The organism is Leptospira interrogans (assembly GCF_900156205.1).
GTDB classification, from domain to species: domain Bacteria; phylum Spirochaetota; class Leptospiria; order Leptospirales; family Leptospiraceae; genus Leptospira; species Leptospira interrogans.
This window is the reverse complement of the sequence record NZ_FTNA01000001.1, coordinates 58,932-81,200: the sequence shown is the minus strand read 5'-3', so window position 1 is coordinate 81,200 and position 22,269 is coordinate 58,932. Positions and strand designations below refer to the sequence as shown.

The 22,269-nt window shown below is 36.8% G+C and carries 16 protein-coding genes; 8 read left to right on the top strand and 8 right to left on the bottom strand.

Features of this window, described 5'->3' with window-relative positions:
* Positions 1–38: 38 nt before the first annotated feature.
* The 4 genes from metH to BW942_RS00365 form a co-directional block, all read right to left on the bottom strand.
* Positions 39–3,782, bottom strand: coding sequence for a methionine synthase (gene metH, locus BW942_RS00380; protein ID WP_000262613.1), 3,744 nt, complete (start codon positions 3,780–3,782; stop codon positions 39–41).
* Positions 3,783–3,828: 46 nt separating this feature from the next.
* A complete protein-coding gene (locus BW942_RS00375) occupies positions 3,829–4,128 on the bottom strand; it encodes a ferredoxin family protein (protein WP_000332230.1) in 300 nt (99 codons plus the stop codon).
* Positions 4,129–4,200: 72 nt separating this feature from the next.
* Positions 4,201–5,511, bottom strand: coding sequence for an adenosylhomocysteinase (gene ahcY, locus BW942_RS00370; protein ID WP_000117570.1), 1,311 nt, complete (start codon positions 5,509–5,511; stop codon positions 4,201–4,203).
* Between the two features lies 1 nt (position 5,512).
* Complete coding sequence (locus tag BW942_RS00365; RefSeq protein WP_000230180.1) at positions 5,513–6,496, bottom strand: ArsR/SmtB family transcription factor; 984 nt, start codon at positions 6,494–6,496, stop codon at positions 5,513–5,515.
* An 830-nt stretch (positions 6,497–7,326) separates the two neighbouring features.
* Here BW942_RS00365 and BW942_RS00360 point away from each other — a divergent pair.
* Both BW942_RS00360 and BW942_RS00355 read left to right on the top strand, forming a co-directional pair.
* Positions 7,327–7,905, top strand: a complete 579-nt coding sequence (locus tag BW942_RS00360; protein WP_000702836.1) for a TetR/AcrR family transcriptional regulator — start codon at positions 7,327–7,329, stop codon at positions 7,903–7,905.
* 265 nt (positions 7,906–8,170) lie between these two features.
* Positions 8,171–8,599, top strand: a complete 429-nt coding sequence (locus BW942_RS00355; protein ID WP_000845498.1) for an acyl-CoA thioesterase — start codon at positions 8,171–8,173, stop codon at positions 8,597–8,599.
* 6 nt (positions 8,600–8,605) lie between these two features.
* On the opposite strand, the gene BW942_RS00350 is transcribed toward BW942_RS00355, so the two are convergent.
* On the bottom strand, positions 8,606–9,415 hold the full coding sequence (locus BW942_RS00350; RefSeq protein WP_000971812.1) for a TIGR01458 family HAD-type hydrolase: 810 nt from the start codon (positions 9,413–9,415) through the stop codon (positions 8,606–8,608).
* A 752-nt stretch (positions 9,416–10,167) separates the two neighbouring features.
* Here BW942_RS00350 and BW942_RS00345 point away from each other — a divergent pair.
* The 3 genes from BW942_RS00345 to BW942_RS00335 all read left to right on the top strand — a co-directional run bounded on the left by BW942_RS00345 (position 10,168) and on the right by BW942_RS00335 (position 13,098).
* The gene (locus tag BW942_RS00345) at positions 10,168–10,683 is read left to right on the top strand and encodes an LB099 family protein (RefSeq protein WP_000409183.1); all 516 of its coding nucleotides are present in this window, start codon (positions 10,168–10,170) and stop codon (positions 10,681–10,683) included.
* A gap of 297 nt (positions 10,684–10,980) precedes the next feature.
* Positions 10,981–12,306: a polysaccharide deacetylase family protein gene (locus BW942_RS00340; RefSeq protein ID WP_001244016.1), complete on the top strand. Its 1,326-nt coding sequence runs from the start codon at positions 10,981–10,983 to the stop codon at positions 12,304–12,306.
* Between the two features lie 39 nt (positions 12,307–12,345).
* Positions 12,346–13,098 carry a class I SAM-dependent methyltransferase gene (locus BW942_RS00335; RefSeq protein WP_000367570.1) on the top strand — a complete coding sequence of 251 codons (753 nt, stop codon included), beginning with the start codon at positions 12,346–12,348 and terminating at the stop codon, positions 13,096–13,098.
* 557 nt (positions 13,099–13,655) lie between these two features.
* Here BW942_RS00335 and BW942_RS00330 read toward each other — a convergent pair.
* Entirely contained in the window at positions 13,656–16,595 is a 2,940-nt protein-coding gene (locus tag BW942_RS00330; protein WP_000179795.1) for an adenylate/guanylate cyclase domain-containing protein, read from the bottom strand.
* Positions 16,596–16,756: 161 nt separating this feature from the next.
* On the opposite strand from BW942_RS00330, the gene BW942_RS00325 reads away from it, so the two are divergent.
* From BW942_RS00325 to BW942_RS00315, 3 genes are read left to right on the top strand one after another with little or no spacing between them, the layout of a single operon-like run.
* Positions 16,757–18,694 (top strand): long-chain fatty acid--CoA ligase, encoded by a 1,938-nt coding sequence (locus BW942_RS00325; RefSeq protein ID WP_000845063.1) that lies wholly within the window; start codon positions 16,757–16,759, stop codon positions 18,692–18,694.
* 56 nt (positions 18,695–18,750) lie between these two features.
* Positions 18,751–19,161, top strand: a complete 411-nt coding sequence (locus BW942_RS00320) for a DoxX family protein (RefSeq protein ID WP_000472569.1) — start codon at positions 18,751–18,753, stop codon at positions 19,159–19,161.
* Positions 19,162–19,214: 53 nt separating this feature from the next.
* Positions 19,215–19,454, top strand: a complete 240-nt coding sequence (locus BW942_RS00315) for a hypothetical protein (RefSeq protein ID WP_000503525.1) — start codon at positions 19,215–19,217, stop codon at positions 19,452–19,454.
* Between the two features lie 307 nt (positions 19,455–19,761).
* Here BW942_RS00315 and BW942_RS00310 read toward each other — a convergent pair whose 3' ends face one another.
* Both BW942_RS00310 and BW942_RS00305 read right to left on the bottom strand, forming a co-directional pair.
* The gene (locus BW942_RS00310; RefSeq protein ID WP_000529035.1) at positions 19,762–20,301 is read right to left on the bottom strand and encodes a DUF6817 domain-containing protein; all 540 of its coding nucleotides are present in this window, start codon (positions 20,299–20,301) and stop codon (positions 19,762–19,764) included.
* Positions 20,302–20,350: 49 nt separating this feature from the next.
* Positions 20,351–21,907 carry an NAD(P)/FAD-dependent oxidoreductase gene (locus BW942_RS00305; RefSeq protein ID WP_000613939.1) on the bottom strand — a complete coding sequence of 519 codons (1,557 nt, stop codon included), beginning with the start codon at positions 21,905–21,907 and terminating at the stop codon, positions 20,351–20,353.
* Positions 21,908–22,269 lie beyond the last annotated feature (362 nt).

The window sequence follows — 22,269 nt, the reverse complement described above, 5'->3', positions numbered from 1 at the left end:
CAAAAAAGATAACCGCCGCGAACAGATCCTTATATTTTTTAACGCACCGCAGAAACCGCAAGAGGATCATAGGATAGATTTGGGGCCAACCAACGTTCTACTACTTCTACACTCATTTCTTTTCGCTTTGCATAATCCTCGACTTGATCCCTGTTGATCTTTGCCACTGCAAAATATTTTGACTTAGGATGCGCAAAATAAAGCCCACTGACCGAACTTGCAGGCCACATCGCAAAGTGTTCCGTTAGAGTGATCCCGGTATTTTTTTCCACTTGTAACAAATCGAATAGAGCTCTTTTTTCAGTATGATCGGGAGAAGCCGGATACCCCGCCGCAGGACGAATTCCCCTGTATTTTTCACGGATCAAATCTTCCGGAGAAAGATTTTCATTCTTATCATATCCCCAATATTCTTTTCGAACCTTATAGTGCATGTATTCCGCAAACGCTTCTGCAAAACGATCGCCTAACGCTTTCGCCATGATAGAATTATAATCATCTTGATTATTTTCAAACTCTTTTGCAAATTCCTCCACTCCATGTCCAGCAGTGACAGCAAACCCACCTATATAATCGACTCTTCCGGATTCTTTCGGGGCTACGTAATCCGCCAAACAATAATTAGGTTCTGTTTCATCTTGTTTTTGAATCTGCTGACGAAGCGTATGAAATACAGTCAACAACTTGGAACAATTCTCATCTTCATAAACGAATATATCATCTCTTACTGAATTTGCGGGAAAAATTCCAATAACACCCTTCGTCCTAAAAAGTTTCCCGGTTATGATCGTCTTCATCAACTTTTGTGCGTCTGCAAAAAGTTCCCTAGCTTGTTTTCCAGTCGTTTCACTTTCTAAGATCGCAGGATACCTTCCTTTGAGTTCCCAAGCAGTAAAAAAAGGAGTCCAATCAATAAACGGAACTAACGTTTCTAAAGATATTTCCTCATCAAAAACCTTGATTCCAATAAAAGAGGGTTTATCTATGACGGTCGTAGACCAATCAATTGGATCACGATTTTCTCTAGCCTGTTCCAAAGAGATCAATTTACGCTCCGCTCTTGTATTGAAATAATTTTCCCGAGCAATTTTTTGATCTTCTTTTACCTTTTGAGAATACGCCTCGTGTAAATCCGGATGTAACAACTGGTTCACTACATTTACAACCCGAGAAGCATCTACTACGTGTACGACTGGATGATCATAAACGGGCGCAATCTTAACCGCGGTATGAGCGGAACTTGTAGTCGCTCCTCCGATTAACAAAGGAATTTCCAAACCAATTCGTTTCATTTCAGACGCTACGTGAACCATTTCATCCAAAGAAGGAGTAATTAAACCGGAAAGACCGATTATACTTACGTTATGTTTTTTTGCCTCTTCTAAAATTTTATCGGGAGGCACCATTACACCTAGATCAATCACCTCATAGTTGTTACACGCAAGTACTACACCTACGATATTTTTTCCGATGTCGTGAACGTCTCCTTTTACAGTAGCAATTAAAAACTTAGGACGAGCAGTCGAATTTTCAATCTGGTTTTTTTCTTCTTCCATAAACGGCAATAGATAAGCCACGGATTTTTTCATAACCCTTGCACTTTTTACCACCTGAGGAAGAAACATCTTTCCGGCTCCAAACAATTCTCCGACAATCTTCATCCCGTCCATAAGAGGACCTTCGATGACGGTTAACGGACGTCCATATTTAAGCCTAGCTTCTTCCGTATCTTGATCAATATATTCTACAATTCCTTTGACTAGAGCATGAGAAAGCCTTTCCTCAACAGAAGTACCTTCTCTCCAAGCTTCTTCTTTTTTTTCAGTTTTGTCTCCGGTAGATTTCACACTTTCCGCAAATTCTACAAGACGTTCAGTTGCGTCCGGTCTTCTATTTAATATTACATCTTCAACATATTCTAATAGATCTTTGGGAATCTCTTCGTATACCGCAAGCATTCCCGCATTCACGATCGCCATATCCATTCCCGCTTGGATTGCGTAATACAAAAAGACAGAGTGCATCGCCTCTCTAACAGGATTGTTTCCGCGAAAAGAAAAAGAAACGTTAGATAAACCGCCCGATACCTTTGCACCCGGGCAGAGTTTTTTGATTTCTCGGACCGCTTCTATAAAATCCACTGCGTAATTATTATGTTCTTCGATCCCAGTTGCGACAGTGAGAATATTCGGATCAAATATAATATCAGTCGGACTAAAGTTCGCCTTTGTCACCAGAAGGTCATATGCCCTTTTGCAAATTCGAACCTTATCTTCTTTGGTTGCGGCCTGTCCTTGTTCGTCAAATGCCATTACGATCGCAGAAGCTCCGTATCTCTGGATTTTTTTAGCATATTCTAAAAACTTATCTTCTCCTTCTTTTAAAGAGATGGAATTTAAGATTGGCTTTCCTTGGATACATTTCAAACCCTCTTCTAAAACGCTCCACTTAGAAGAATCGATCATAAACGGAACCTTAGCAATATCCGGTTCACCTGCGATCAGATTTAAGAAATGTCTCATAGACGCTTCCCCGTCTAACAAGGCTTCGTCGAAATTAATGTCGATTATGTTAGCCCCAGCTTCTACTTGTTGTAAGGCGACGGAAACGGCTTCTTCGAAGTTTCCTTCGATGATTAGTTTTTTGAATTTAGGAGATCCAGTAACGTTAGTTCTTTCGCCTACTAATAAAAATCCTTTATCGGGAGTGATGTTTAAAGGTTCTAACCCTGAAAGTCTAGTCACCTCTTCTATTTTAGGAAGGATTCTAGGTTTTTTCCCTCGAACCGCCTTGGCAGCCGCTTCTATATGTTCCGGAGTAGTTCCACAACAACCCCCGGCAATATTCAACCAACCTGAACTTGCAAATTCTTGAATATATTTTCCAAATTCTTCTGGAGTTTGATCGTATCCTCCAAATGCGTTTGGCAGTCCTGCATTCGGATAACAACTGATATAACAGGGTGAAACTCTCGCCAGTTCCTCAATATAAGGACGCATTTCATCAGCCCCAAGAGCACAATTAATTCCCACGGAAAGAGGATTACAATGTGCAATGGAATTATAAAACGCTTCCACGGTTTGACCGGAAAGAGTTCTTCCAGAGGCATCCGTAATCGTTACGGAAAGACAAACCGGAATTCTAACTTGCAAATCTTCGAATACTTGTTCGATCGCAAAGATCGCCGCTTTTAAGTTCAAAGTATCAATGTTTGTCTCCGGAAGAAGTAGATCCACACCTGATTCTACAAGTGCACGTGCTTGTTCATAAAACGTAGCAACTAAATCGTCAAATGTCACCGCACGAAACGCGGGATTATTTACATCCGGAGAAAGAGTCGCCGTTTTAGTAGTCGGACCGATCGCTCCCGCAATCAAACAAGGATGATCAGGATTGGTTTTTTGAAACTTCGTGATCGCATTACGCGCGCAAACGACTGCGGCTTTGTTTAAATCCGCGACTAGAAATTCGGTCTTATAATCGCCCTGAGAAATTTGGTTGGAGCTGAACGTGTTCGTTTCTACGATATTAGCTCCTGCTTCTAAAAATTTTAAATGGATCGATTCGATTACGTCTGGTCTAGTTAAACAAAGAAGTTCGTTATTTCCTTTTAGAGGATGAAGGTGATTTTTAAGAATCTCTCCTCTAAAATCCTCTTCTTGCAGGGAAAATCTTTGAATCATAGTGCCCATTGCACCATCTATGACTAAAATTTGTTTTTCTAAAAGAGAAAGCAGTTCCTTAGAGGAAGGATTTGTATAATTTTGAACTTTATAAACCATGGATAAACTTCTTTGATAATTTAAAAAAATAATATAACTTTATATTCTAATATTCGGGATTTATACATCCCTCTTTTTTAAGAGGAATTTTTACGTCTAAAATCGTAGGATAACATTTCGCTTTTTGAGCGTTTACCTCGATCCAATCCCGCCAGACAAAAGGGACTTCATAATCCGGATAAATCGCCTCTACCGGACATTCCGGTCTACATTTATTACAATCAATGCAGACGGAAGGTTCGATATATAAACAATCGGTTCCTTCTCGAAAAGCCTCTACGGGACAAACCGCGGCGCAATACGTATATTTACAATTTCTGCAAGGTTCTGTAACAACATAAGCCATTGTTTTCCGAGGCTTTCCGAGACGGACAAAGAGTCATAAAACCCAGAGCCCGTCATTCGGAAAAGTTTAAGATCAATATCTATAATGATCTGGTTTAAAAGGTCCGTTGATAGGAACCCCCAAATAGTCCGCTTGTTTTTGATTCAGTTTTGTTAAACGAACTCCCAACTGTTCGAGGTGAAGAGCCGCCACCTTCTCGTCCAAATGTTTCGGAAGAGTGTAAACGCCTAACTCGTATTTGTTGTTGTAAAGTTCGATCTGAGCCAATACCTGATTGGTAAACGAACAAGACATTACAAAAGAAGGATGGCCGGTAGCACAACCTAAATTTACAAGACGACCTTCTGCAAGGACAATGATAGATTTACCGTCTGGGAAAGTGTATTTGTCTACTTGAGGTTTGATCTCTTTTTTAGTTACACCTTTTTCGTTGTTCAATCTGGACATTTGAATCTCTGTGTCGAAGTGTCCAATGTTGCAGAGAATCGCTCCGTCTTTCATCGCTTTCATATGTTCTAAAGTAATAATGTCATCATTACCCGTTGCCGTTACTACGATGTCTACTTGTTCGATAATGTCTTCTACACGAAGAACCTGATATCCTTCCATAGAAGCTTGAAGAGCACAGATTGGATCGATTTCAGTTACAATCACTCTCGCACCAAAGTTACGAAGAGAAGCTGCAGAACCTTTACCTACGTCTCCAAAACCACAGACCAAAGCTACTTTACCAGCGAGCATAACGTCTGTCGCTCTTTTGATTCCGTCTGCGAGAGATTCACGACATCCGTATAAATTGTCAAATTTGGATTTAGTAACGGAATCGTTTACGTTAAAAGCAGGAACTTTTAATTCTCCTTTTTTGAGAAGTTTGTAAAGACTCTTAACGCCCGTAGTGGTCTCTTCGGAGATACCTCGGATTTCGCTTAACAATTTAGGATACTTTTCATGGATATAAGCAGTGAGATCCCCTCCGTCATCGAGAATCATGTTTGGTCCCTTGTCTCCAAAAAAGATGGTTTGTTCAATACACCACCAATACTCTTCTTCGGTTTCACCTTTCCAAGCGAAGACCGGAATCCCAGCCTTAGCAATTGCGGCAGCTGCGTGATCTTGAGTCGAAAAGATATTGCAAGAAGACCATCTCACTTCAGCTCCCAATTCCGTCAGGGTTTCGATTAGAACCGCAGTTTGAATAGTCATGTGAAGAGATCCGGCGATCCTTGCACCAGCCAAAGGTTTTTTTCCTTTGTATTCCTGTCTCAGAGCCATAAGACCCGGCATTTCTTTTTCAGCCAGAATGATCTCTTGTCTTCCCCATTCTGCTTGCGAGAGATCTTTTACTTTATAGCTTAAATCTTTTTCCTGTGTTGTTACGGACATTTTAGTCCTCCTTTTTCGTTGCTTGAATGATCAAAATTTTGAAAACGTTATCCGTATCGAATTCTTCGTGCGCCGTAATGGTGAAACCCGAAAGTTCCAGCCAATCCTGAAGAAGAGAATAGTCGAAGCCCAGCCAGAGATCGGAGAAATTATCGCGCATGAATTCCTGATTGTGTTTTTTTAAGTCCACAAGACAGAACACTCCGCCGGGCTTTAGAATTTTATAAATTTCGCGAATTACCGCCGGTGGATTGGAAAGGTGATGCAGTACCATCGAAGCTACCACCGCGTCCGCGGACCAGGTAGCGGAAGAAGCCACGTTCTCCAGTTGAGAATGGATCAGAGAAACGTGAGAATTTCCGGCAAACGCGACCTGCGCTTCTTCCACCATCTTAGGAGAAGAATCCACTCCGATGACCTGATCAGATTTGGTAAGAAGATAAGGAATCAAACCTCCCGGCCCGCAGCCGAGATCGTAAATCACCGAAGATGAATCCGGCAGATAGGAAAGAATTTTTTTACGATAGATGGCAGGATCTAATACATCCTTTTGGATCGATTCCCAATCCTGAGCTACATTATTAAAATAGAATGTGTTTCTCTGATCTCTTCTGGAAAGAATTTCCGAAATCTGAAGTTGATCCGGAGTTCGAAACGGAAGATCGTCCTTATACGAAAGAAGAAGTTCGGTGATTTCCGAAACGAAATCGGGTTCTTTTTTTTCTTCCGGAATCCGGTAATATACCCAAGAACCTTCTCTTTCCGGAATTAAAAAACCTGCGTCGGTCAAAATTTTGAGATGTCGGGATACTCTAGATTGTCCCATTCTCAGAACTTCTGTAATTTCCTGTACATTCAAAGGAGACAGAGATAAAATGTGTAGAATTCGAATTCTAGTTTCATCCGAAAGCGCTTTGAGTGCGGAAAGAATCTGTTTGGGACCATTTCCGGAATGAATTTTGGCTTCTAAGAGCTGTTCCACCAAGGACAGGATATCAAGATATCTTGATATCCGCAAGATTTTTTTACAGATTCGAGCACTTTTACCCAGAAAATGAACGTGCTTTCGAACGCTTTTACTTCTAAATTTATGTGAGTTCCTACAATTTTAAGGATTTTTCTGTAAAATCAAGATTTGGAGTAGTTCCTACAGATTTTCATTGATTACATTTGGCTTAGTGTTTCTTATAAAATTGAGTATTTTAAATTTTTAACTTAAAAACCCACTCCAACAAAATACATATATTTAGATACTCTGTTCACTAGTTTTGAGTAAAATAGAACACGTCCTATTTTATAAATTAACCTGAGTTCGACATAAGAAAATCTGGGCAAATCCCAGCTTGCCGTGGCAAAGCGGACCGGGCCTCAACTCTGATTAATCAATTGCATACAGAACACATAATATAACAATCTTCTTTAGTTTTAATCTAGAACGCGATCTGTCGAGTGAGACCATAGAAGTGAGACACTGAGTCCAGGGATTGAGACGCTGAGCTTGAAAGAGCTCCCCTCGTATCGATCTTTTACGCGTTAAATTACGTAATTCACCATTAAACTCCTAAATTATTTTTTAAAGTGATTTCATAAATTTTACTTGAAATTTAATATGACCAGTCGTATTTAGTTTTTTACTTAGAACTCCATAAGGAATATCGCAAATCTTGATCACACAAACTTGCTTGAGTGCAAATATTAAGTTATTCTCTTATAAAATTATCAGCAAAAAGAAAGATTTTCAAAACTCTAGAATTGTAAACTTTATTCCAGTATAAAAAATTTCGAAACCCTCAAATAATGCTCTAACTCAAAAACATGAAAATTTCTGCAACTCAAGCCGCAACTATAAGAAAATCTATACTTCAAATAGGAATCCATCTCATTCGACAAAACGGTCCCACCGTTGGAATACAAGAAATCGCAGACAAGGCAAAAATCCCCAAAGGATCTTTTTATAATTATTTTTCTTCTAAAGATCAATTTTTAATCGAGGCTTTAGAAGAATATACACAAAACGCAATCCTTTGGAACGATCAAACTCTGAAAAAAGGAAAACAAAAATTATTCTATCTATACGAACAAAAAGTAATCTTAGAAAAGAAATTTTTGCAAGATGGTATTTCCTGTCTAATCAATGTACTTTCTCAATACTCTTCTCCAAAACAACAAAAACTGAGGAACAAACTAAAACTCTCTTTGAATTCTATCTCAAAAGGAATTTTAAATTCTCTTTTATTAAATCCACAAAATTATTCTAAAGAAATTTCAATTCATATTCAAGTTTTAGAATCTTCTTGGAGAGGTGCAATGCTTATCGCAAAAGCTACAGGTGATCCATCTTATCTTGAAAACTTCTTATCTGTTCATAGAAAATCTATCAAAGAGTTTCTGTAATATGATTTTTATATTGGAATTGTTGAAAAATTTCATGGTAGAGATTAACAAAACTGCTTCCACCGACCGTTTTCATGAAACAGACGGAGTATTCATTTTACAACAACTTCATTCCATAATAGTCATAAAACAGTGATTTTGCGATATAATTTTACTTGGCCGTTTCAAAGTTATCTCAAAAATGATTTAAAAAATTTTAAAGCACAAGTTTACTAAAAAAATAAAACTCAATTACATAAAATATATTAAATATTAGGAAATCAGAATGAAAACAGAAGAATTAACTGAAATTAGAAAAGGACATTCGACACAAATTGCAATTCGATGGGATGAATTGGACCCAAACAGCCATGTGAATAATAAAAATTTTCAAGGTTATCTAGACGAGGCTCGTATGAGAGCCATGCGAGATTGGGGTTTTTCTATGGAAAAACTAAAAACTCAAAGTTTTGGGCCGGTGATTCTTTCAATTCAGCTAGATTTTAAAAGAGAAATCAATTATCCAGAAACGATCTTGATCGAATCCGATCTATTTTTAAAAACTGCTACTCGTGCGGTATTTCAACAAAAAATCATTTGTCAGAGCAATCAAATGGTTTCGTGTAACGCGAGTACAGATTGGGTAATTCTAAACCTAAATTCAAAACGACCCGCTAAATTTTTAGAAGCAATTGGTTTAGAAAAACCGGTTTAAAAGCTTTTAGATTGCTTGAAAAAAAGAAATTATAGAACTTATATTGTTCCATACGGCATAAGGATGTATATTTGAATTTTTTAATATTCCATCTCTATATTTCCCGGTTTTTACGAGAACTCCCCGAATACCACAGGCTTGTGCACCTCCTACGTCGGAATCCAAATCGTCTCCTATCATAATCGTGTGAGAAGCTTCCGCAGAAATCATTTTTAAAGCTGCATTAAAAAATGCCCCCGAAGGTTTACCTATAATTTCGGCTTTAATTCCCGTCGCGTATTCAATTCCAGATACAAAAGCCCCTATGTCTAACATCAGTCCTTCTTTTGTCTGCCAAAACTTACCTTTATGAAGAGCAATCAATCTTGCTCCATTTTTTACTTTTTGAAAAATCTCATTTAAAATTTGATAATTCCATTCTTTCCCTATATCTCCGACTAACACCGCTTCGGGGGTATTCGATTCTAAGTTGATTTCTTTTAAATCATCTTGAATTTCTTTTTTGATAACGAAAAAAGTTTTTGGATTTCCTGTTTCTCGAATGTATTCTCCAGCAGCTCGAGGTGAATTCAAAATTTTTTCTTCTTCTGCTGGAATCCCTAAATCATTTAAGAATTCTGAAAGTTCTTTTCTCGATTTTGTAGTTGTATTCGTCAAAAACAGATAAGGTATATGATTCTTTTTTAAATAAGAAATCGCTTCAGACGCACCTGGAAGAGCAGTATTGCCGGTATACAATACTCCGTCTAAATCCAATAATACGTTTTGGATTTCTGCATTTGTTTCTTTTTGGGGAAAGATATTTTCTCCCATCATGATATACTATTCTAACGTATTTTTTGATTTTTGGAATTCTCTATTTTAAATTTTTTTACTATATTGTATTCTATTTTTCTAAATCGTATACTCAAATGAAACTCCGCTTTTTAATATTAAAATTAAACCTCACTTTTTTATTTTAAATTTCTAAACAAGTTATATCAAATTTGGTGAACTTCTAAAAAGTATACAACCTTATATTGTTTTTTAGTTCTTTAAAATTTAGATGAAAAAATTCATTCTTTTTTACCTTTAAAGCTAAAAATTAGAAATTTCAATATTAACAAATCAAAATTACAACTTTCAACATTACAGATAACGGCCTTCAAATCTATTTTGTTTTCTCAAAACTTGAGAAAGACAAGGAGCACAACTGTAAAAGAAACGCCCTATTTTTTTTCAGTATAAATACTTACGTCTACTAAAATTGCATTTTGACAAGCCAAGAACAGACGACTGTTAGGCGACAAATCAGTCAACTTCCCTTTCAAAAAACAATCCATCTTCTGTCAACAACTGTTATACGATTTCATCGATATTCTAAAATACAAATTTGAATTTATATAAGAAATGTGTTTTCGTTAGTAAGTGTCGAATTACTTCAGTGTATTTTTAAAAACAAGAAATACATTCGAGAAATTCTTTTCAAATTCGGAAAAATGTTTTCAAGTTAACCATATTATGATAAGTATTGTTCTTAAGTTTGAAGAGTTTATATTCTTCGGCTAATTTAATGAGCGTAAAAAAATATGGAAATCTACGAAAAAGAAAAACGGAAACTACTTTCAGCATCGACACCGGAGCAGTACATCGAGTTATCCATCAAATCGAAACTGACCGGTCCTAAAAAATCTAGTATCACATCCGAATGGCTTACGTCTACGGGGTATACGATCGACGATATTAAGTACGCAAGAAACCGACATCCCTTCTGGAGAAAGAAGAGAAATCAAGGTTCTTACGAACGTAATAGCAAACGTTTAGAACAACACAATTACTACAGATCCGATCAAAAGATCGTCTGGGATAAAACCAAGTTAGCGAAGTTTTTTGATCTCAACTCTAAAGGTTTAACCGATCATGAATTGGCAAAAAACTTTAGAACTTCTATCCCGGCAGTGAATCATATACGCAGGAAGTTCCGCTTTGCTTCCGAACTTCTAAGACTCGACAAACAAAAACCGGCAAAGGGTGGCATCTTAAAACTTTGCACCCATAGTGAATCGGTCTTAAAGAGATTGATCCGGGAAAAAGAAGGGAAATAAAATTCTCTTCTTTCGGAAACTCTTTTAGTCCCCGGTCTTAAGATCGGGGCTATCTTCTTTTGTTCATCCAAACTTATTCGGAAATTATTTTCCACTTTGTTTTTTAAACAACAGGAATTCTACTCCGGGAATCGCTTGCCGTAGAAGGGTGAGATAAAACACTAACCGAATATTCTTGTCTTGGATCTCTGAATGCAAATAACAACTTCCAAAATTCGCTTTAATTTTAAAATTTTGATTTTCCTTTATATTACTCGAAATCGAAACTATAAAGTATCACAATTTACTTTCCGCGTTATGCGAAATCATTTGTTCAATTACATAATTCTTTGTATTTTAGTTCCTTCTATTATTTTTCCTTCTCCCGTAGAAGATTTTCTTAACCCCGAAAAAAAAAGAAAAACTACAACTTCTTCTCAAGATACGATTCCTAAAAAAAATCCTCAGGAAAAAAAACACTTAGACTTACCAACAATTTCCAAAATATCGGATCAAAATTCTAAAATTACAAATCAGTCAGAACAAATCTCTAAAGATATTTCTAAATCCAAAAAGAAAAAATACGAAGACGCAATCCCTACAGTCAAAGATGACACTCCAGCTACTCCGAGTTATACGATTCAATCTGCTTCCGAATCCGTTTCCGGTGGCGGGGTTCCAGTTCTTTGTTATCATCATCTCGCGCCTCAAGGCGGCCCTATGGGCGGTTATAATCTGCATCCAAATCTTTTAGAAGAACAGTTTAAATTTTTGAAAGCCGCTGGTTATCAAACGGTTCGTTTAGATCAATTTTATTCTTATATCAACGGCAAGAAACCTTCCGACTTTCCAGATAAACCCATCCTTTTGACTTTTGACGACGGTTCTAAAACACACTGGGAAATTTTAGTTCCATTACTAAAAAAATACGGTTTCACCGCTTCTGTATTTATTTATCCATCGATCATTTCTTCCGGTAAAAAATACTACATGACCTGGGATCAATTGAATAACGCTTTGGACAGTGGTGTTTTAGATCTAGGCTCTCATACGTTATACCATCCTAAACTTCCAACGATGAGTCGCACTTTAATTCGAAAACAACTTTTAGAATCCAAACAAATTTTAGAAACTAAAACCGGTAGAAAAGTAATCGATCTCGCTTATCCTTTCGGCCTTTTTGATCCTAGAGTAATCGAAGAAGCAAAAGCAATCGGTTATAGAATGGCGTTTACGGTAAATCCTGGAAAAAATCTTCCTGGAACACCCGTTTATAATATCCATAGATCTTTAGTTCCTTGGGGACAATCTCAGTCCGCATTTAATTCCATTTTGACGATGGCCCCTCCTCCTAAAATTTCTATTTCTATCCAAGACGGCTCCTGGGTAAAAGCAGGTCAGGAATTTAAAATTCATCTTGAAGGAGTTCAACCGGAATCGGTAAGTATTCAAATCAAAAGTAAAAACGTGATTTCAGAAGCCCAATTTCCGGATTTCACCGTTAAAATTCCTGACTTTTCCAGAAAGTCCACGTTTCTTCCTATGATGATACAAGCTAAAACAAAAGAAGGAAAACAAATTCAATACCAGTATCTTTTTATTAATCAAAAAGAATTTAAAAAACATCCTGACGATACTTTTTAAATTCGGACTTGAGTTTTATATTATGATCTCTGAATATTTATGGATATGAGTTTCAGAGATCATTTTTCTTCTCATTCTTCTTTTTATTCTGAATTTAGACCCGGTTATCCTAAGGATTTATTTTATTATCTCAAAAATCTGTCCCCTCACGGTAAAACAGTCTGGGATTGTGGTACTGGAACCGGCCAAGCCGCGGTTCCTCTAGGAGAACTTTTCGAAAAAGTAATAGCGAGTGATCCTAGCGAAAATCAAATCGTAAACGCAGAACCTCACCAAAACGTCGAGTATAGAGTTTGTAAAGCCGAAAACTCTACATTAGGAAACCATGAAGTAGATTTGATTACGGTCGCGCAGGCGTTTCATTGGTTTGATTTTAACCCATTTTATAAAGAAGTGATTCGAGTCGGAAAGAAAAAAGGAATTCTTGCCATCTGGGGCTACGGGCTACATTCAATTTCTTCTGAAATCGATGGACTTGTTGATAAACTCTACGGAGAAATTGTGGGTCCGTATTGGCCTTCGGAAAGAAAATACGTAGAGGAAAAATATAAAACCATTCCTTTTCCCTTTGAAGAAATTGTTCCTCCTCATTTTAGCATGAAAGAAGAATGGAACGTGGATCAATTATTGGGCTACCTCAGAACCTGGTCCAGCGTTCAAAAATACATTCAAAAAAATGAATCCGATCCGGTGCTTTTAGTCGAAGAATACATTCGAAATTCTTGGGGTCCGACTCAGACAAAAATAGTAGAATGGCCTCTTTTTTTTAAAATCGGGAGACTCCCAGATTGATTCCTTCATTTTATTTTTTTCTAAGATCATCTTAGCCACCGTTTAGCGGAGCATACTCGATCTTACCTAGTGCTACCGATTTCGCAACCAATCAAACACATTGGATCCATTCCAATGAAATGATGACTCGATTGCCTTTGGTGAAAATACACCGGGAACAATATTAACGTTCGTCGGTTTTTTTAGCCGGTGCAAATCGTTTTGGTTCTATTCCTTACGGTTTATTGGGATTTTTGTTAACCGCGTATTATACGTTTCTATTTTCTTTCATCTTGATCTTAGGAGGTGCACGTATAATCGAAAAATCAAAAGAATCAGATTTGCTAAGAAATAGTTTCGATTACGTAAGCGTCTGTGTATGGGGGTGATTTTTATCTCACAATTTTTTTGCGAAATCGATTTTAATTGAATCTTCAACCAATTGGGAGTTCTGGATTCAACATTCATTCACTCAAACAAAATGTTTTTCCTTTTTTTGGACGGCATTTGGTGTTCTTTTTTAAAACTTAAAAAATATTCTATTTTTTGAATCTTTTTTTAGAAATCGATCTGATTTTTCATTTATGAGTTCTAGTATAAACTCCGTCCCAATTTTTTTCCGGAGGATTTCGTTTATATTCTTCACAACGTTCAGTCAAAAGGATTGCCGCCTTGTCCTTAACACCTCTCGTAATCTGCGAACTTTCAAATAATTCCTGGGCCAAAGACCATTCTCGGTTGAGATATGCTTCAAAACCCTTAGAAAACTCTAATACAGAGGCCTCTAGTCTTTCAGATACGTTATCCGCTCTTCCAATGAGTTCATAAAGTTGAACCGATTCGTTTTTTCCTTTGACTCGAACCACATCTAAAAGCCTAGTAAAAAATTCTTCCTTGATTTCACGTTGAACGGATTCACTCACTAAAATACTAACCCCATAATCTTTACCCGCGGCTTCAAGTCTTGCCGCAAGATTCACCATATCTCCCATCATCGTATAAGCCGAAATTGAATCGGTTCCCATAAAACCCACTTTTGCAAGACCCGTGTTAAGTCCGATTCTGATCTGCATTTCTTGGGCTTCTACAATATAAACCTTTTTTGCTTTCCATTCCTGTCTGAGTCTTTCAAGGGTTTCAATCATCTCAACTGCAGCACGCGCCGCCTTAATACAGTGCTCATCCACTTCCACGGGAGCATTGAATATCCCCACGATGGCGTCTCCAATATATTTATCCAAAACTCCTTCGTGTTTTTTTAAGATCAGTGTCATAGCCGAAAGATATTCGTTTAACAAAGAAGCCAATTCGATCGAAGTTAACTTTTCGCTAATATTCGAAAAATTTGCTACATCCGAAAAAAAAGCGGTAATTCTTTTTTCACTTCCGCGTTTGAGAGCCGCCAGGTCTACCATCGCTTCTTTGACTACCACTGGATCAATCATTGTCCCTAATATATTTTTGATTTTTTCTCTTTCCTTTAAACCAGTGACCATAGAATTTAGAGCTATCGTAAGAGTTCCAAGTTCGTCCTTACCACCTTGTTCAAATTGAACTTCCAAATTTCCTTGACCTACTGCTTTTGCGTGAAATATGATCCGCTTGATTTTTTGAACCACAAAACCAGATATTAAAATCGCAAATATAAGAGAGGCTACACAAATTAGTAAAGCAGTGGCAACCGCCGAATTTTTATTTTTCTGAATTGTCTCTAATCCTTCTGTGCGATCCACTATGGTTCTTGAAATTCCGGAAAGATTTGCGGATAATATCGCCGAACTTACATCGTCTCCAGATTCTACAAAAAGAGGTTTAGAATCTAAGCTCCAAAGAATTTCTTCTGCTTCTGCTCTTGAATGTGAAACAATCCCATAAGAAATTAATTTTTTAAGTTGAGGAGTCGGAGTTTCACTTCTACCGGAATAAATCCATTCACGGATAGACTTCCATCTTTCCTTGGATAAATTCTGTTCCTTTGGATACTTTAGATAATCAGAATAATTTCCGAAATTTTGACTAAACCGTAATACAATCAGATCTTCGAGTCCTGCGTTTCTAAGTTCACCTAATGCGTCTATAAGCACATCATTTTCGTTTTGAATCGGAAAGAAAACCTTCGTTTTGACAGAACGAGCTCGCTTAGATACATTCAATTTTTGTGATGTTTCTTTAAGACTTTTTTTATCTTCGGAATATTCGTTTCTAAACGTTTCAAATACAGTTTGTCTTTCCTCAATTAGTTTAGAATAACGAGCGTAGAGATCGTTGAAAGTTTTATCTCTAAAAGGAGGAATTGGAGGTTTTTTTTCTTTTAATTCCTGTACTCTTTTTTTCAAAGGGATCACAAGCTCTCGAACCTTGAGAGCAATATTCGCGTCCTGTTGCAGATAACGTTTTGCAAAATCCGGTAATTCTTTTTTAAGTCGATCCGCTCGTTGTGTAGAATTTTGATTTTTAAAAATTGGAGAATACAATACTTGTAGCTCCATCTTACCAATTGTGTACGAATTTTTGTTTGTATCTTGTGAAAAATCCAAGGAAATAATTTTTGAAATTGAATCCTTCAGACTTATGTCTATATCGTTTAAAAATATATTAGAATTAATTGAAGCTTCTGGTTTAAAAATTTTCGTATCAAAAGAAGGAATCAGATTTTCTCTGCTTTGATTGAAAACCACAGGAAAAGTCTGAATTCTATATTGGGACATGTTGAGTCCAAGTTCTTCTATCTTTTTATGTTGTTTAGGAAGTGAAAGTTCTAAAATAGATTGATCCAGTTGGTTTCTAGTTTTTTCGATTCCTTTTTTTAAGTGATTCATTTCCTGTTCTAAATTCTGTTTTTCTTTTTCGGAAGTTTTTTCTGAAACACGCAATTCCTCCAATTTTTGTTTTTGCTCATTTAAATCCGCTTCTAAAACAACAACTTGATGAGCGATATTTTTGAGTTTAGAATACGTTTCATCCGAAATAGCAAGACCATTTGGGTCTTTTAATAAAATTTTAGTATTTTTTTCGAGTTCGTCTATATCCGCTTTAGAAAGATAAACAGAATAGTATGTTTCTTTAATGGATGACTTACGTTCTTTTCCTAAAACTCCAAAAAGTTTCGTTTTAAATCCGAAAAGATTAAGTTCTTTTGTTTCTTGAGTGACTATTTTTGTTCTATATTTACGTAGAGCTTGACTTTGACGTTTGACCTTTTCTCGAAACGATTCCACACGAATCAAACTGTTGGAAAGATTTTCCAATTCGAGTACTAAACCGGAAATATAATGTCTGGAAATAGAAGCTTCCTTTTCATAACTCTGTGTAAGAATTTCGGTTTGTTGATGAACGTCGATCGCGGTAAGAATCATAACCGTAAACGCAATCAAAGTTCCCGTAAAAATGGCAAGTTTGGCTCGAATTCCTAAATAAAAAAGATTCCTAAAATGGCCAATCCACTTGAGTTGATTTCTGATTTTCCTTAGAAAAGATGATGTTTGCGATTCTTTCGATTCAATCTGATCTGTAGCCACTGGGACATCCTTGTTGAGAGACCTAACGTGTAAGTCTCAAAACGGATATTTCAGTATAAAGAATTTTAAAAAACGGTAAATTCGATTTTTTATTTAGGAATGAATTTAGATTCAAAAATTTTCTCGACTGAATTCAAGGTTTTCATAAAGTTCTCTCCGCTATGAAAACCGCCACCATTCCAAAAATTCAATCCAAAACCCTATACAACGTTATGAAAGCTTCTGCGGAAACTTTTGCAGATTCGACCGCACAATACTATAAACCGGACGGTAAAAATTATCAGGCAAATAGTTTCAAAAACCTTTATGAAACAGTACAACAAATTGGCTGCGGATTGATCTCTTTAGGTATAGAACCAGGGACTCCGATCGGTTTGATCGCAGACTCGGGAGCTCGCTGGCTTTGGTGTAGTATGGGAATCACAAATATAGGTTGTGCGGATGTACCGAGAGGAACAGATTCTACCTCGGATGATCTTCGTTATATTCTCAATCACGCTGAATGTTCTATCACTTTTTTAGAAAACGAAACCGCTTTAAAAAAAGTTCTAAGTCAAAAATCCGAATTTCCTCATCTCAAAAAAATTATTTTATTTGATCAAAAAGGAACACTTGAAGATACAAAATCTTTTGAAATCATATTGTTAAACGACTTAATTGAAAAAGGCAAAACTTGGATACAAAACAAAGGAAAGGATGAGTTCCATAAAAGAGGGTCGGCAATCCGGGAAGAAGATTTGGCTACGATCGTCTATACATCAGGCACCACGGGAAAACCCAAAGGTGTAATGTTGACTCACAAAAACATAGTATTTAACGTAGACAGCGCCTTACAAGGAGAAGATCTAAACGTATATCCAACCGACAGAAGTATGGCGTATCTTCCTCCTTGGCATATTGCGGAAAGACTTGTGGAAACCGTTTGTATCCGTGCAGGAGGAGCAGAAGCCTTCACTTCTATTTCTAGTTTAAGTCAAGATCTTGCGGATATTAAACCTACATTGTTACTTTCGGTTCCTAGAGTTTGGGAAAGTCTTTACAACAAGATTCATGATAAAGTAAGAAATTCTTCTCCAGTTCAACAAGCTTTATTTGGAGCATTTAAGGAGATTGCAATTACGTATTATAAACATCTTTCTAGGTTGCAAAATTTGGAATATTCTTTAACGGAACAATCTACATTTGCTTCTTTATGGCAAAAATTAATTTCATTTTGGATTGTGATCCTTCTTTGGATTCCGAATCAGATTTCACAACTCGCTTTCAATAAAATCAAACAAGGATTAGGCGGAGAATTAAAATTTGCACTTTCCGGGGCTGGGGCCTTACCTCAGTACATAGACACATTTTTTAACGCGATTGGAATTCCAATTTTAGAAGGTTACGGAATGACAGAGTTATCTGGTATTTCTACAAGGAGAATTTTAGGAGAAATTACAGTGGGAACTCTAGGTCGTTGTATTCCAGGAGTTCAAATCAAATTAATGGACGAAAAAGGAAATGAAATCACTAAACCAGGAATTAAAGGAATTGCTTGGCATAAGGGAGATCACGTGATGAAGGGTTACTACAAAGAACCCGAAAAAACGAAAGAGATTTTGAGTTCAGATGGATGGTTGAACTCGGGAGATCTTTTAACTTGGACAACTTCAGGAGAATTAAAATATTCCGGGAGAGCCAAAGACACAATTGTACTTTTAGGCGGAGAAAATTTAGAGCCCGAGCCAATCGAATTTGCTCTGGTTCGGAGTAGATTTATTCAACAAGCGATGGTAATTGGTCACGATCAAAAAACACTCGGAGCTTTGATCGTTCCGGATAGAGAAATTTTAGAAAAATATCTAAAAGAATCCAAGTCTAAAATGTTAAACGAAATAGAAAATTTAAATGGAGACTTGGATATAGTTGCACTTTTTAAAAACGAAATCAAAACGTTTGTGTCGAGCGAAAACGGTTTTAAGAACTTTGAAAAAGTTTCCAATTTTAGAATTCTAAATAAGAAGTTTGAACCTGGAGATGAATTAACACAAACAATGAAAATCAAACGAAACGTAGTAACGGATAAATATAAAAAAGAAATAGAAGAAATGTACCAATAAATGTAACCCTTTAAAAATGAATCCGAAAATTTCAAAGAATCTCAGGAGAAATTTTTTTGTTTAAGATCGATTCTTTAAAAAAACGATTACTTAAATATTTAAGAGGCATCGTAGCATTTATATTTCTGCAGACCCTATTTTATAAATTTACAGGAGCTCCAGAATCCGTTGCGATTTTTTCCAAACTCGGAATGGAGCCATGGGGAAGAATCGGAACGGGAATTTTAGAATTGATCGTTTCAATTCTTTTGTTTATACCCGGTTGGAGTTGGTTGGGTTCTTTACTTGGGTTGGGTCTTATGCTCGGCGCAATTCTCTCCCATGTATTTGTAATCGGAATTGAACAAGAAAACGACGGGGGATTTCTTTTTTTTCTAGCGCTGGGAAATGCGGTTATATGTACACTACTTTTATGGCAAGAAAAAGAAACTCTAACGGCGATTTTGCGAAAACACTTTCAAAAATAAGCTTTTCCAGAATTTCAAACTCATTAAACTTTCAATAAAGACGGAGGATTTTTATGGGAGAAGAACAGGCAAAAATTCACGCTTTGAATAAAATCATTTCTATCATCGATGAAAAGGCTTCCATTTATAAAAATGAAAGAAAGTCTATGCCTTCTGCGCGTGCAATCGCTGAAAAAAAACTGATTTTAGATCTAATAGATGACGGAATGAAACTCGCCAAAACGATCCAACCAAAACCTACAGATCTAATCCAAGATTTAGAAAAGCTTAATAAGCAATTTATGAATTTATAATATTATATAAAACTTACTTTTAAGAAATAGAGTTGTAGAAAATTCTATAGCGGAGATTAACAAAACCGTTTCAATACAACGAAAACAGATGGAGAATTAATTTTCAACAACTCTAATATAAATTGTTCTTTCTAAAAACGGAGTTCTATTTAACGTGAGTTTGAAGTAAATAATCTTGGCGAATCCGGCTTACCGCAGGCAAGCCGGACCGGGCTCTCAGCTCTGGTCAAGTTATTGTGAAATTCCAGAATCAGATTAAATTTTTATAAAATACCAATAACTTAACCCCGCATCGATCCCTTTCGCATTACGCCGAAAATACGGAGGAGCACAAGATTGCTGCCTTTGACGAAAGATACGGATTCATTCTACTAAATAAATTCTTTAGCTCCGCAGCATAGCGATTTCGAAAAGAATTGTCGCTAAGGGCCAATTGTAATTCGTTGGCCGCGGTGAGTTCACAAAGATCGTTGAGAATCGATCTTGTAAGAGTTGTAATTTCGCCCGTAAATCGATTCTTATGAAAGATGGATTTTGTGTTTCCAAATTGTCCGTAAAGATGTGTTCTGTCGCAAGAGCCGTAAAGATAGACTAACGTTTCGGCTTTTTCTCCGATGATCCCGACTATTTCCTTTCTTGCGTTCGTTCCAACTACTGGATTTTGATAAGCGAAGGTCCCATAAACAGCATGAAAAAGCCCTGCATAACATAGAAATTCGGGAGAACCCCATTCTTCCAAGATTTGAAAGGTTCCCAATAGGTGGGAAAGCAAATCTCCGTTTAAGTGCTCGAAGTTAGAAACGGAGAGCTCTTCGAGCTGTTTCAGTATATTTTCTTTTGGTCCCATGATTGATGATAGAATTTTCTATATCCTATTGATTGTTTCCGAGATCCGATCAAATCATCGAAGACACGCAAGCATGCGCAGATCTAATTCCGTCCATTGCCGCAGAAACGATTCCACCCGCGTAACCCGCACCTTCTCCACATGGATAAAGTCCTTGAATTCGAACGTGTTGTAAGGAATTAGGATCTCTCGGAATACAAACGGGCGAAGAAGTTCTAGTCTCCGGAGCGTGAACAACCGCTTCGTTTGTCAAATAACCTTTCATAGAACGATCAAATTCCTGAAAACCTTTTTGCAAAGATTGATAAACAAAACGAGGAAGAACTTCGCCTAACACAACCGATGTGATCCCAGGAGTATAGGAAGTCTTAGGTAGATCGATAGATAACTTACCTTGAACAAAATCCATAAGCTTCTGTGCTGGAGCTTTTTGTGTACGACCACCCGCAACCCAAGCTTTTCTTTCGATCTCTTTTTGAAACTCCATTGCAGCCAGAGGACCAAACTTAGCAAAAGGTTTAAAATCTTCCGATTTTAACTCTACAACGATTCCGGAATTTGCGGAAGGTCTTGCCCTTTTAGAAGAAGACCATCCATTTGTGACTATTTCCTCCGGTTTTGTCGCGCAGGCGGCAATTACACCCCCAGGACACATACAAAAAGAGTACACTCCTCTCCCATCTACCTGTTTAACAATATTGTAAGGAGAGGGAGGAAGATAGGTGCTTTTCACTTCACACTTATATTGAATAGAGTCAATTAAAGATTGCTGATGTTCTACTCTAACACCTACAGCAATTGGTTTAAGTTCAAGTTCAATTCCTTTTTGATGGAGTAATTCGAATATGTCCCTTGCAGAATGTCCCGTAGCTAGAATTATATTTTTTGCATATACTTTATCCCCGTCTTTTGTAACCACTCCTTGAATTTGATTTCCGTTTAACAATAAATCGGTGACCCTCTTTTCAAAATGGATTTCCCCGCCCGTTTCTATAATTTTCTCTCGAATGTTTTTTACAATTTTGGGGAGTTTATTGGTTCCTATATGGGGATGAGCTTCTACGAGAATATCTTTGTTAGCTCCAAAACCTACGAGCCATTCTAAAATTTGACGAACATTCCCTCTTTTTTTAGATCTGGTATAAAGTTTACCATCCGAGTATGTTCCTGCCCCACCTTCTCCAAAACAATAGTTTGAGTCTTCGTTTACGTTATGATGAATATTAACTTCTTTGAGATCGAAAGGGCGTTTCATTACATCCTTACCTCTTTCTAAAAGAATCGGTTTAAAACCGGAAAGAATCAGTTGAAGACAAGCAAAAAGACCCGCCGGCCCCGCACCAACTACAATTACTTCTTTCGCGTTAGACACATCGGAAAAATCAGGAAGAGCAATTTGTTTTTCTACATAATTTTCTCCGATAAAAACTAAAACTTTCAAATTGAAATAAATCGTTTTCTGTCTTGCATCAATGGAACGGCTCAAAATTTCGATATGCCAAATTTCTTGTATTCCTATTTTTAAAGTTTTAGAAACGAACGTCTTGAGCAATTCATATTCGCCAGCGACTTCTGGAACCACACGAAGCTGAAGTTCTTGTATCATAATTATACTTCTTTTTAAAAAAAGGACGTAAGAACAATCTCAATTTATAGACTCAAAAATGAAAGTTAGCCTTTATTAAACATTTTTGTATGATAACTTTAAATAGTCTGTATAATTCTTAAATGTGGAAACCCATATAGACCACGATAACATTCTAAAAACTCAGATAGTTTTTTAATCAAGACCAAAACAAAATAAACAACTAATATATAGGTTAGAAGAAAGACTTGATTACATGAAATAAGAGTTTACCCCAAAATCTAAAAATGTGGGAACTACTACAAAAATTTAACGAGATTAGAACTGCTCGTGAAATGCCAAATATGACCTAATTTGTGGGAACTACTGCATTTTATTAAAAA

Bases quoted from the DNA above. Each gene is read 5' to 3' on its own strand.
- metH (WP_000262613.1), bottom strand. From the start codon at position 3,782: ATGGTTTATAAAGTTCAAAATTATACAAATCCTTCCTCTAAGGAACTG.
- BW942_RS00375 (WP_000332230.1), bottom strand. From the start codon at position 4,128: ATGGCTTATGTTGTTACAGAACCTTGCAGAAATTGTAAATATACGTAT.
- ahcY (WP_000117570.1), bottom strand. From the start codon at position 5,511: ATGTCCGTAACAACACAGGAAAAAGATTTAAGCTATAAAGTAAAAGAT.
- BW942_RS00360 (WP_000702836.1), top strand. From the start codon at position 7,327: ATGAAAATTTCTGCAACTCAAGCCGCAACTATAAGAAAATCTATACTT.
- BW942_RS00355 (WP_000845498.1), top strand. From the start codon at position 8,171: ATGAAAACAGAAGAATTAACTGAAATTAGAAAAGGACATTCGACACAA.
- BW942_RS00350 (WP_000971812.1), bottom strand. From the start codon at position 9,415: ATGATGGGAGAAAATATCTTTCCCCAAAAAGAAACAAATGCAGAAATC.
- BW942_RS00345 (WP_000409183.1), top strand. From the start codon at position 10,168: ATGGAAATCTACGAAAAAGAAAAACGGAAACTACTTTCAGCATCGACA.
- BW942_RS00340 (WP_001244016.1), top strand. From the start codon at position 10,981: ATGCGAAATCATTTGTTCAATTACATAATTCTTTGTATTTTAGTTCCT.
- BW942_RS00335 (WP_000367570.1), top strand. From the start codon at position 12,346: ATGGATATGAGTTTCAGAGATCATTTTTCTTCTCATTCTTCTTTTTAT.
- BW942_RS00325 (WP_000845063.1), top strand. From the start codon at position 16,757: ATGAAAACCGCCACCATTCCAAAAATTCAATCCAAAACCCTATACAAC.
- BW942_RS00315 (WP_000503525.1), top strand. From the start codon at position 19,215: ATGGGAGAAGAACAGGCAAAAATTCACGCTTTGAATAAAATCATTTCT.
- BW942_RS00310 (WP_000529035.1), bottom strand. From the start codon at position 20,301: ATGGGACCAAAAGAAAATATACTGAAACAGCTCGAAGAGCTCTCCGTT.
- BW942_RS00305 (WP_000613939.1), bottom strand. From the start codon at position 21,907: ATGATACAAGAACTTCAGCTTCGTGTGGTTCCAGAAGTCGCTGGCGAA.